Annotated in this window: 9 protein-coding genes and 1 pseudogene; 5 read left to right on the top strand and 5 right to left on the bottom strand. The window is 66.0% G+C overall.

From position 1 onward, the window contains the following. The 3 genes and pseudogenes from CXY91_RS30930 to rnr form a co-directional block, all read right to left on the bottom strand. Nucleotides 1–166: pseudogene (locus tag CXY91_RS30930) on the bottom strand (NUDIX hydrolase); the annotation flags it as partial. Next, nucleotides 163–606: a DUF983 domain-containing protein gene (locus CXY91_RS13545; RefSeq protein WP_100961957.1), complete on the bottom strand. Its 444-nt coding sequence runs from the start codon at nucleotides 604–606 to the stop codon at nucleotides 163–165. The gene CXY91_RS13545 and the pseudogene CXY91_RS30930, both read right to left, overlap by 4 nt. 25 nt (nucleotides 607–631) lie before the next feature. After that, nucleotides 632–2,926 carry a ribonuclease R gene (gene rnr, locus CXY91_RS13540; protein ID WP_248307482.1) on the bottom strand — a complete coding sequence of 765 codons (2,295 nt, stop codon included), beginning with the start codon at nucleotides 2,924–2,926 and terminating at the stop codon, nucleotides 632–634. Between the two features lie 671 nt (nucleotides 2,927–3,597). Between rnr and urtA the strand changes: the two genes are divergently transcribed. The 5 genes from urtA (at nucleotide 3,598) to urtE (ending at nucleotide 9,238) form a co-directional block, all read left to right on the top strand. After that, a complete protein-coding gene (urtA, locus tag CXY91_RS13535) occupies nucleotides 3,598–4,854 on the top strand; it encodes an urea ABC transporter substrate-binding protein (RefSeq protein ID WP_100961955.1) in 1,257 nt (418 codons plus the stop codon). Between the two features lie 119 nt (nucleotides 4,855–4,973). After that, the gene (urtB, locus tag CXY91_RS13530) at nucleotides 4,974–6,575 is read left to right on the top strand and encodes an urea ABC transporter permease subunit UrtB (protein ID WP_465246858.1); all 1,602 of its coding nucleotides are present in this window, start codon (nucleotides 4,974–4,976) and stop codon (nucleotides 6,573–6,575) included. Then, nucleotides 6,572–7,711, top strand: coding sequence for an urea ABC transporter permease subunit UrtC (gene urtC, locus CXY91_RS13525; RefSeq protein ID WP_100961954.1), 1,140 nt, complete (start codon nucleotides 6,572–6,574; stop codon nucleotides 7,709–7,711). The genes urtB and urtC overlap by 4 nt, the downstream gene beginning before the upstream one ends. A 5-nt stretch (nucleotides 7,712–7,716) precedes the next feature. Further along, complete coding sequence (gene urtD / locus CXY91_RS13520; RefSeq protein ID WP_091828468.1) at nucleotides 7,717–8,481, top strand: urea ABC transporter ATP-binding protein UrtD; 765 nt, start codon at nucleotides 7,717–7,719, stop codon at nucleotides 8,479–8,481. Nucleotides 8,482–8,542: 61 nt separating this feature from the next. Next, a complete protein-coding gene (urtE, locus tag CXY91_RS13515; protein ID WP_100961953.1) occupies nucleotides 8,543–9,238 on the top strand; it encodes an urea ABC transporter ATP-binding subunit UrtE in 696 nt (231 codons plus the stop codon). A gap of 49 nt (nucleotides 9,239–9,287) precedes the next feature. On the opposite strand, the gene CXY91_RS13510 is transcribed toward urtE, so the two are convergent. Continuing rightward, nucleotides 9,288–9,692, bottom strand: a complete 405-nt coding sequence (locus CXY91_RS13510; RefSeq protein WP_100961952.1) for a carboxymuconolactone decarboxylase family protein — start codon at nucleotides 9,690–9,692, stop codon at nucleotides 9,288–9,290. Then, the gene (locus CXY91_RS13505) at nucleotides 9,628–10,056 is read right to left on the bottom strand and encodes a MerR family transcriptional regulator (RefSeq protein ID WP_100961951.1); all 429 of its coding nucleotides are present in this window, start codon (nucleotides 10,054–10,056) and stop codon (nucleotides 9,628–9,630) included. Before CXY91_RS13505 ends, CXY91_RS13510 begins: the two co-directional genes overlap by 65 nt. Nucleotides 10,057–10,074: the final 18 nt, after the last annotated feature.

The following is a 10,074-nucleotide window of genomic DNA, read 5'->3' as shown; positions in this document are numbered from 1 at the left end:
ATTTGCCCGGCATGAACTTGTGGCCGGCATGGCGCTTGCCCATCAGCACCCTGGGCTTCTTCCCGGAATGATCGAGGATCAGCATGGTCGCCGCGTCACGCGGGCGCAGGTTGACGCTGGTGCGTGCCCGCTCGGCCTGGGTCAGGGTGACGGTGTGGTCACTCATCGACCGCCCACGGCCTTCATGGCCGGCTGGCGCTCAGGTCTCGGCATGGCGCCGCCGAAGCCGTGCATGCGCAGCGCCCATTGCAGGCCGATGACCGCGCCCTTGGCCGGCTGCATCAGCGCTAGGCTGAGGAAGACGGTCAGCGGCAGCCAGACCCAGAGATGCAGCGCAATCGACCAGTTGCTGTACTTTTCCGCCAGCAGGATGCCGCCGACGACGATGTGGCCGACGATGGTGATGACGATATAGGGCGGCAGATCGTCGGCACGCTGATGGTGCAGGGTCTCGCCGCAGGCCGCGCAGGAATCGACCGGCTTGAGGAAGGTGCGAAACAACTTGCCTTCGCCGCAATGCGGGCAGCGACCGAAGAGGCCGCGACGCATAGCTTGACGCCAGTCGCGAGCCTGGACCGGCTTGGGTTGGTGACAATGTATGGACATGGGATGTCTTCGTTAATGCGGGGCGTCAGCGCTTGCGGCCCGATCGTTTGGGCGGGGGGCGGCCCTGCTTTCGCCCCATAGGTAAAGCAGGCCGTGACCTTTTGCCAGAGCGGTCGGATGTCGCGGGCCTGCCCTCTGTGAGCAACTCGAAGCGAAGCGCACCCGCGACCGGCGCCGCCTCGACCAGTTTGACATGGACGCGGTCGCCCAGGCGCCAGCTTTCGCCGGTGCGATCGCCGACCAGCGCATGGGCGCGCTCGTCATGGCGATAATAGTCGGCGCCCAGGGTTGAGGCCGGGATGAAGCCGTCGGCGCCGGTGCCGTCGAGCTTGACGAAGAGGCCGGCGCGGTTGAGGCCGGCGATGCGCCCGTCGAAGCTCGAACCGATCTGGTCGGCGAGGAAATGGGCGATCAGCCGGTCGGTGGTCTCGCGCTCGGCCGCCATGGCGCGCCGCTCGGCCGCCGAGATCCGGGTCGCGACCTCACGCAATTCGGCGAGCGAGGTCGATTTCGGCAGGCCGTCATCGCCGAGTTTGAGAGCTGAGATCAACGCGCGGTGCACGATCAGGTCGGCATAGCGCCGGATCGGCGAGGTGAAATGGGCGTAGCGGCGCAGGTTGAGGCCGAAATGCCCGTAGTTCTCGGCGACGTATTCGGCCTGCGCCTGAGTGCGCAGCACGACCTCGTTCATCAAGAGCTCGTTCTCCGAGCCCTTGATCATGGCGAGGATGCGGTTGAACAGCACCGGTCGCAGCGCCGCGTCCTTGGGCAGCTTGATGCCGATCGAGGCCAGGACCTCGCCGAGCGCCCGCATCTTCTCGAGCGAGGGCTCGTCATGGCAGCGATAGATCAGCGGGCTCTTCGCCTTCTCCAACGTCTCGGCCGCGGCGACGTTGGCGAGGATCATGAATTCCTCGATCAGCCGATGCGCGGCGAGCCGCTCGGGCACGATCACGCGGGTGACCTTGCCATTGGCGTCGAGGACGAGCTTGCGCTCCGGCAGATCGAGATCGAGCGGCTGGCGGGCGTCGCGGGCGCGGGCGGCCGAGCCATAGGCGGCCCAGAGCGGCATCAGGATGCTGTCGCGAATCGGGCCGGTGAAATCGTCCGGCTTGCCGTCGATCGCGGCCTGGGCTTGTTGATATGAGAGCTTCGCGGCCGAGCGCATCATGATGCGGTGGAAGGAATGGCTCTTCTTGGTGCCGTCGGCCTTGAGGATCAGGCGGACGGCGAGCGCCGGCCGATCCTCGCCGCCGCGCAGCGAGCAGAGATCGTTCGAGATCCGCTCCGGCAGCATCGGCACGACGCGGTCGGGGAAATAGACCGAGTTGCCGCGCTCCAGCGCCTCGCGATCGAGCGCCGAGCCAGGGCGGACATAGGAGGCGACGTCGGCGATCGCGACGGTGACGATATGGCCGCCGGGGTTGTCGGGATCGTCGTCGGGCGCGGCATGGACCGCATCGTCATGGTCCTTGGCGTCGGCCGGGTCGATGGTGATCAGTGTGAGGCTGCGCCAATCCTCGCGACCGGCGAGCGTGGCAGGTTTCGCCGCTTGCGCCTCGGCGATCGTCGCCGGCTGGAATTCGTTCGGAATGCCATGGGCGTGGATCGCGATCAGCGAGACCGCGCGCTCCGACTTCAGCGAGCCGAGGCGCTCGCGCACCCTGGCCTGGGGCGGGCCGAACCGGCTTTCGCGGGCAAGAGAGACCGAGACGAGATCGCCATCCTCGGCGTTGCCGGTCTGCCCCTTCGGGATCAGAGCCTCGCGCCCCTGGGCCTTCTTGTCGACTGGAACGAGCCGGCCGGAGCCGTCGGGGAGGGCACGGAAGATGCCGAGAACCTGCGCCTTGGCCTTGCCCATCACCTTGAGGGTGCGGCCGGACCATTGATAGCCCTCGACGCCGCGCAGCTTCGTCAGCTTGAGCAGAACGTGGTCGCCGACGCCGGGGGCGGCCGCTGCCGGGGCCTTCGGCTGGCGGCGGAATTCGCGCTGGCGCTCGAGCAGAATCTTCGGCGCCTCGCCCTGGTCGGCCTCGTTCCATTCGAGCGGAGCGGCGATCAGGTCGCCTTCGCGGTCGCGCGTCTTGATCTCGCAGAGCAGGACCGCGGGCAAGGCGGCATGCGGCTTGACCGGGCCGGAGCTGCCATTTTCCTCCAGCTCGAGTTCACGCAGCAGGCGCTTCAGCCAGATCTTGCCGCCGCCATCGAGCTGGAAGGCCTTGGCGATGTCGCGGCGGCCGGGCTCGCGGCCGGCGGCGCGCTCCTCCGCGATGAAGGCGAGGATGGCGTCGCGGGAGAGATCGGTGTCGGGACGGGGCAAGGGCGCGGGCCTCGTCAGCTGCGGCTGGGCGCGATGATCATGGCTGGTTTCTGCCACGCCGTAACCGGGCGCGCCAGAACGGCCTGTGCAGAACTGCTGCCCGAAAAGGAGAAGGGCTGCCCTTGCGGGCAGCCCTTCCATTGCCGAACCGCAGCCCCGGTAACAGGGCTAAGCGTCACGGAAACTCACGCGCAACCGAACCCCTCATGGGACGAGTCCAGGCCATGCGCCCCCCGCGACAGCGGTTGATGACAATGAGACACTGGATCACCTCCTTTCAGTTGTTACCGACAAGGAGAGGCTAGGGTGATTCCAAGCGCGCCGTAAACGGTAAAGATTCAGCGGCTCACAGAGCCTGCGACTGCAATAAAATCGGTCATTGCGCCGACTTCGGATATTTCTGCTTATTTTGTGGGCAGGTCGTTTGCCTGTTTGGTGATCAGGTTCCGGCCTCGCGCATGATCTTTGCGTTGCGAAGCGTATCGCCCGCAGGAAATCGCTTGGGAAAGCGCTCGCAACACGTTTGTTGCGACGCCCACCGAACCGGAATTCGGGTTGGCACGTGGCTTGCGATCATTCCCGCCAGCCGACAAGGCAACTGCGCCCGGGAGGGGCGCGGTCAACAGGGACCCTCGGGGGACATCGCAGTGAAACTCACTCGTCGCGTGGTCATGGGCGCCGCCTTCGCAGGCGCCACGGTTCTCTCCTCTCTGCTTCCGGCGCAGGCGCAAGAGACCATCAAGGTCGGCATCCTGCACTCGCTCTCCGGCACGATGGCGATCTCGGAGACGACGCTGAAGGACGTGATGCTCATGCTCATCGATGAGCAGAACAAGAAGGGCGGCGTGCTCGGCAAGAAGCTCGAGGCGGTGGTGGTCGATCCGGCCTCGAACTGGCCGCTCTTCGCCGAGAAGGCGCGCGAGCTGATCGTCAAGGACAAGGTCGCGGCCGTGTTCGGCTGCTGGACGTCCGTGTCGCGCAAATCGGTGCTCCCGGTATTCAAGGAGCTGAACTCGATCCTGTTCTACCCCGTCCAGTACGAGGGCGAGGAGAGCGAGCGCAACGTCTTCTACACGGGCGCCGCGCCGAACCAGCAGGCGATCCCGGCCGTCGACTACCTCGCCAAGGAAGAGAAGGTCGAGCGCTGGGTGCTCGCCGGCACCGACTACGTCTACCCCCGCACGACCAACAAGATCCTGGAGGCCTACCTCAAGTCGAAGGGGGTCAAGTCTGAGGACATCCTGATCAACTACACGCCGTTCGGCCATTCCGACTGGCAGACCATCGTGTCCGACATCAAGAAGTTCGGCACGGCCGGCAAGAAGACCGCCGTGGTCTCGACCATCAACGGCGACGCCAACGTGCCGTTCTACAAGGAGCTCGGCAACCAGGGCATCAAGGCGACCGACATCCCGGTCGTCGCCTTCTCGGTCGGCGAGGAAGAGCTCGCGGGCATCGACACCAAGCCACTGGTCGGCCATCTCGCCGCCTGGAACTACTTCCAGTCGGTCAAGACGCCGGAGAACGAGGCCTTCATCAAGCAGTGGAAGGCCTTCAAGAAGAACGAGAAGGCCGTTACCAACGACCCGATGGAAGCCCATGTCATCGGCTTCAACATGTGGGTGAAGGCGGTCGAGAAGGCCAAGTCCACCGATCCCGACAAGGTCATCGACGCGCTGCCGGGCATCGAGGCGCCGAACCTGACCGGCGGTGTCTCGAAGATGCTGCCGAACCACCACATCACCAAGCCGGTGCTGATCGGCGAGATCAAGGCCGACGGCCAGTTCGACGTGGTCTCGAAGACCGGTCTCGTCGCGGGCGATGCCTGGTCGAAGGAGCTCGACGGCTCCAAGGACCTGGTCGGCGACTGGGTCGAGAAGAAGTGCGGCAACTTCAACGTCAAGACCGGCAAGTGCGGCGGCGCCTGAGTTAAGAGGGGGAAGGGCGGCACGGACGATCAACGGCCGGCCGCCCTTCGAATTGCCTGAGCACGCCGCCGGATAGGCCGGCGGCGTGCATACAGCCGACCAGCCAATCGAAGCGAGACATGCGGATCCTTCCCAGCCTCCTGCGCCTGCTTGCGCTCGCGATGACACTCGCCTTCGCGCCGGCCATAGTGCTCGCGCAGAGCGCCGACGACGCCTTCGCGCGGCTCAACGCCGACAGTTTCTCGGACACGGCGCGCGCCATCGATATCCTTGTCCAGGGCGCCCATCCGAATGCGGCTGTGATCATCGAGGCGCTGGCCGATGGACGGCTGCTCGCCGGCGGCGGCGTCGTCGCGGTGAAGACCAGGGAAGGCGGCTTCCTCGATGCGAAGACGGGACAGGCGCTCCCTGCCGAGCCGGCCGGCGTCAAGGCGGTCAGGCTCAACAACAATGTCCGCCGGGTGATCCAGGGCGCGCTCGGCGGGCTCGGACTGATCAACCCCGATCCGGCCAAGCGCGTCGCGGCGGCCGAGGCGGTGTTCCGGGCGCGTGACGTCTCGGTGCTGCCAGTCCTCGAAGCCGCCATCGCCAAGGAGACCAACGATCGGGCGCGCCGGGCGCTGCGCGAGGCGCAGGCCGCGATCCTGATCGTCAAGACCGACGCGCCGCCCTTCGACCGCATCGCCGCCGTCGATGTGCTGCGCGAGCGCGGCGACCAGGATGCGCTGGCGACGCTGCGCGCCCTGCCGGGCGACGCCTCGCCGGGTTTGAGAGAAGCTCAGGCACGCGCCATTTCCGAGATCGAGGGCAGGCTCGCTTTATGGCGGGCCGGCCAGAACCTCTGGTACGGGCTCTCGCTCGGTTCGGTGCTGCTGCTCGCCGCGATCGGGCTCGCCATCACCTTCGGCGTGATGGGCGTCATCAACATGGCGCATGGCGAAATGGTCATGCTCGGCGCCTACACCACCTTCATCGTGCAGGAGGTGATCCGGGCGCGCTTCCCGGGGCTGTTCGACTGGTCGCTGGCGATCGCGATCCCCGCGGCCTTCATCGTCGCCGGCGCCGTCGGCATCGCGATCGAGCGCGGCGTCATCCGCTTCCTGTACGGACGGCCGCTTGAGACCTTGCTCGCGACCTGGGGCATCAGCCTCATCCTGCAGCAGGCGGTGCGCACCGCCTTCGGGCCGACCAACCGCGAGGTCGGAGCGCCAGCCTTCATGTCCGGCGCCTTCGAGCTCGGCGGTCTCGCCATCACCTGGAACCGGCTCTGGATCATCGTCTTCGCCGCTCTCGTCTTTGCGGCCCTATTGGCGATCCTGAAGCTGACGCCGATGGGCCTGCAGATGCGCGCCGTCACCCAGAACCGGCGCATGGCCTCGGCGATGGGCATCCGCACCGGCCGGATCGACGCGCTGACCTTCGGGCTCGGCTCGGGCGTTGCGGGATTGGCCGGTGTCGCGCTCTCGCAGATCGACAATGTCAGCCCCAATCTCGGCCAGAGCTACATCATCGACAGCTTCATGGTCGTGGTCTTCGGCGGTGTCGGCAATCTCTGGGGCACCCTGATCAGCGCGATGAGCCTCGGCGTCGCCAACAAGCTCCTGGAGCCCTACGCCGGCGCCGTGCTCGGCAAGATCGCGCTGCTCGTCTTCATCATCCTGTTCATCCAGAAGCGCCCGCGCGGCCTGTTCGCGCTCAAGGGCAGGGCGGTGGAAGCATGATCACCCGCTTCCTTCTCTCGAACATGGACAAGCGGGGCTATGCCTTCCTCGCCATCGTCGCTGCGATCGGCCTTCTGGTGCCGCTGGCGAACCTGCTGATCCCGGCCGGCTCGCCCTTCCATGTCTCGACCGCGACCATGTCGCTCTGGGGCAAGTACCTATGCTACGCCCTTCTGGCGATCTCGCTCGACCTGGTCTGGGGCTATTGCGGCATCCTCTCGCTCGGCCACGGCGCCTTCTTCGCGCTCGGCGGCTATGCGATGGGCATGTACCTGATGCGCCAGATCGGCTCGCGCGGGGTCTACGGCAACCCTGTCCTGCCCGACTTCATGGTCTTCCTGAACTGGCAGGAATTGCCCTGGTACTGGTACGGCTTCTCCTTCTTCCCGTTCGCGATGCTGATGGTGCTGCTGGTCCCCGGCCTGCTCGCCTTCGTCTTCGGTTGGTTCGCCTTCCGCAGCCGCGTCACCGGCGTCTATCTCTCGATCATCACCCAGGCGCTGACCTATGCGCTGCTGCTCGCCTTCTTCCGCAACGACATGGGCTTCGGCGGCAATAACGGCCTGACCGATTTCAAGGACATTGTCGGCTTCAACGTGCAGGCGCAGGGCACGCGCGCGGCGCTGTTCGCGATGACCTGCACGATGCTGATCGCCGGATTCCTGCTCGCGCGGGGCATCGTCACCTCCAAGCTCGGCAAGGTGGTGATCGCGATCCGCGACGCCGAATCTCGCACGCGCTTCCTCGGCTACCGGGTCGATCGCTTCAAGCTCTTCGTCTTCACCGTCTCCGCCTGCATGGCCGGCGTCGCCGGCGCGCTCTACGTGCCGCAGGTCGGCATCATCAACCCCAGTGAATTCGCCCCGGCCAACTCGATCGAGACCGTGATCTGGGTCGCGGTCGGCGGGCGCGGCTCGCTGGTCGGCGCCGCGCTCGGTGCCGTCGTCGTCAACTGGGCCAAGACGATGTTCACCTCGGGCTTCATGGCGCCGTACTGGCTGTTCGCGCTCGGTGCGCTCTTCGTCTTCGTCACGCTGTTCATGCCGAAGGGCATTCTGGGGACCGCGCAGGGCTGGTGGGAGAGCCGCAAGCGGCCCGCGCCCGTGCCAGCAGCCGAACCGGCGCCGGCGGAGTAACCGATATGAACGCTCCCACCCCCGGCGCCCTGACCTCCTCGCTGCTCTATCTCGACGGCGTCAGTGTCGCCTTCGACGGCTTCAAGGCGATCCGCGGCCTGTCGCTGACGATCGAACCCGGCGAGATGCGCGCCATCATCGGCCCGAACGGTGCCGGCAAGACCACCATGATGGACATCATCACCGGCAAGACCCGACCCGACGAGGGCACGGTGATGTTCGGCGGCTCGGTCGACCTGACCCGGCTCGACGAGGCCGCGATCGCCAATCTCGGCATAGGCCGCAAATTCCAGAAGCCGACCGTGTTCGACTTCCACACGATCGAGGACAACATCCTGCTGGCGCTGAAGTCGAAGCGCACGGTGTTGAAGACGCTGTTCTGGCAGACGGAGGCGCCGCAGCAGAAGCGCATCGACGAGATCCTCGGCATCATCAAGCTCGCCGACAAACGGGACAAGCTCGCCGGCTCGCTCTCGCACGGCCAGAAACAGTGGCTCGAGATCGGCATGCTGCTGGCGCAGGATCCCAAGCTCCTGCTGGTCGACGAGCCGGCCGCCGGCATGACCGACGGCGAGACGGCGCAGACCGCGGTGCTGCTCAAGGAGATCGCGAAAGACCATTCAGTGATCGTGGTCGAGCACGACATGGGCTTCATCCGCGAGCTCGGCGTGAAGGTCACGGTACTCCATGAGGGCTCTGTATTGGCGGAGGGACCCCTCGATCAGGTTAGTGCCAATGAACGAGTCGTCGAAGTCTATCTGGGGCGCTAAGCATGCTGCGGAAACGTAGAAGCCGGTTTTCCGATCAGGTCATGCGGCGGGACAACTGCTCATGCTGACTGTGGATGCCATCGACCTCCATTACGGCGCCGCCCAGGCCTTGCGACGCGTCTCGGTCACCGCCGAGATCGGCAAGGTCACCTGCGTCATGGGCCGCAACGGTGTCGGCAAGACCTCGCTGATGCGCGCCATCGTCGGCCAGCAGCCTATCAGCGGCGGCAGGATCAGTTTCGGCGGTGAGGATATCTCGACCTTGCGCACCGAGGACCGGGCACGCGCCGGCATAGGCTTCGTGCCACAGGGCCGCGAGGTCTTCCCGCTGCTGACGGTGAAGGAAAACCTCGAGACCGGTTTCGCGCCCTTGCCGCGCAAGGAGCGCTTCATCCCGAACGAACTGTTCGACCTATTCCCCGTGCTGAAGTCCATGCTGGGCCGGCGCGGCGGAGACCTCTCGGGTGGCCAGCAGCAGCAGCTCGCGATCGCGCGGGCGCTGGTCACCCGACCCAAATTGCTGGTTCTCGACGAGCCGACCGAGGGCATCCAGCCCTCGATCATCAAGGACATCGGCCGCGCTATCGACTATCTGCGGAGCAAGGGCGGCATGGCGATCGTGCTGGTCGAGCAGTATTTCGACTTCGCCCGCGATCTCGCCGATACGATGTTCGTGATGGACCGCGGCGAGGTCGTTCTGGCCGGGCCGATGGCGGAACTGGATGGCAACCAGGTGCAGCGGTTGATTCAGGTGTGACGCTCGGACCCCGCTGATCAGATGTCAGCGGGGCCGGTGCAGCCTCAGCTCAAGCGGAGAGGTCGCGCGCGGCGAAGACCTCCTTCGCCGCGAACAGCCCGTTCAGCGCCGCCGGGAAGCCGGCATAGACTGCCATCTGGATCATGACCTCGGTGATCTCCTGGCGCGACAGTCCGACGTTCAGCCCGGCCTCGATATGGACCTTGAGCTGCGGCTGGGCGTTGCCCATCGCGGTCAGCGCCGCGATCGTCGCGATCTCGCGGGAACGCAGGTCGAGCCCCGGCCGCGAATAAATGTCTCCGAACGAGAACTCGAACACGTAGTTTGCGAAATCGGGGGCGATGTCGGCGAGCGCCGCGATCACCCTGTGGCCGGCGTCGCCATCGATCTCAGCGAGAGCCCGCCTGCCGCGCTCCAGCCTGCTGGTTTCGGCGTGTGCGTTGATATGCGTCATGGTCTTCGATCCTCTTCTCGATGTCGGCATAGCCGGCGATCTTGGTGTCGAGGACGAGAAGGCAGGCTTCGAGTTCGGCGACGCGAGCGCGAACCTGCTCGCGGTGCCGTTCCAGCAGACTACGACGATCGGCTTCCGTACCGGAGCCAGCTTCGCGCAGCGCCGCATAGCGCAACATCTCGCGGATCGGCATGCCGGTGGTCTTGAGCCGGCCGAGGAAGTCGATCCAGGTCAGGATCGAGGCGTCGTAGTCGCGCTGGCGTGACCGGTCCCTGTCGGCATAGGGCAGCAGCCCGATCCGCTCGTAATAGCGGATCGTGTGGGCCGACAGTCCCGAGCGCCTGGCGAGTTCACCAATCTTCATGGCCGCCTTCTCATCACG

The sequence above is a fragment of the Allobosea sp. FBZP-16 genome (genome assembly GCF_002831785.1).
Taxonomy (GTDB): domain Bacteria; phylum Pseudomonadota; class Alphaproteobacteria; order Rhizobiales; family Beijerinckiaceae; genus Allobosea; species Allobosea lupini.
The sequence above is the reverse complement of the archived record's forward strand: the minus strand, read 5'-3'. Positions and strand labels throughout refer to the sequence as shown.

Excerpts from the sequence above, each read along its gene's own strand:
- urtA (WP_100961955.1), top strand. The coding sequence starts at position 3,598 with ATGGGCGCCGCCTTCGCAGGCGCCACGGTTCTCTCCTCTCTGCTTCCG.
- CXY91_RS13505 (WP_100961951.1), bottom strand. The coding sequence starts at position 10,056 with ATGAAGATTGGTGAACTCGCCAGGCGCTCGGGACTGTCGGCCCACACG.
- urtB (WP_465246858.1), top strand. The coding sequence starts at position 4,974 with ATGCGGATCCTTCCCAGCCTCCTGCGCCTGCTTGCGCTCGCGATGACA.
- urtC (WP_100961954.1), top strand. The coding sequence starts at position 6,572 with ATGATCACCCGCTTCCTTCTCTCGAACATGGACAAGCGGGGCTATGCC.
- CXY91_RS13510 (WP_100961952.1), bottom strand. The coding sequence starts at position 9,692 with ATGACGCATATCAACGCACACGCCGAAACCAGCAGGCTGGAGCGCGGC.
- urtD (WP_091828468.1), top strand. The coding sequence starts at position 7,717 with ATGAACGCTCCCACCCCCGGCGCCCTGACCTCCTCGCTGCTCTATCTC.
- CXY91_RS13545 (WP_100961957.1), bottom strand. The coding sequence starts at position 606 with ATGTCCATACATTGTCACCAACCCAAGCCGGTCCAGGCTCGCGACTGG.
- urtE (WP_100961953.1), top strand. The coding sequence starts at position 8,543 with ATGCTGACTGTGGATGCCATCGACCTCCATTACGGCGCCGCCCAGGCC.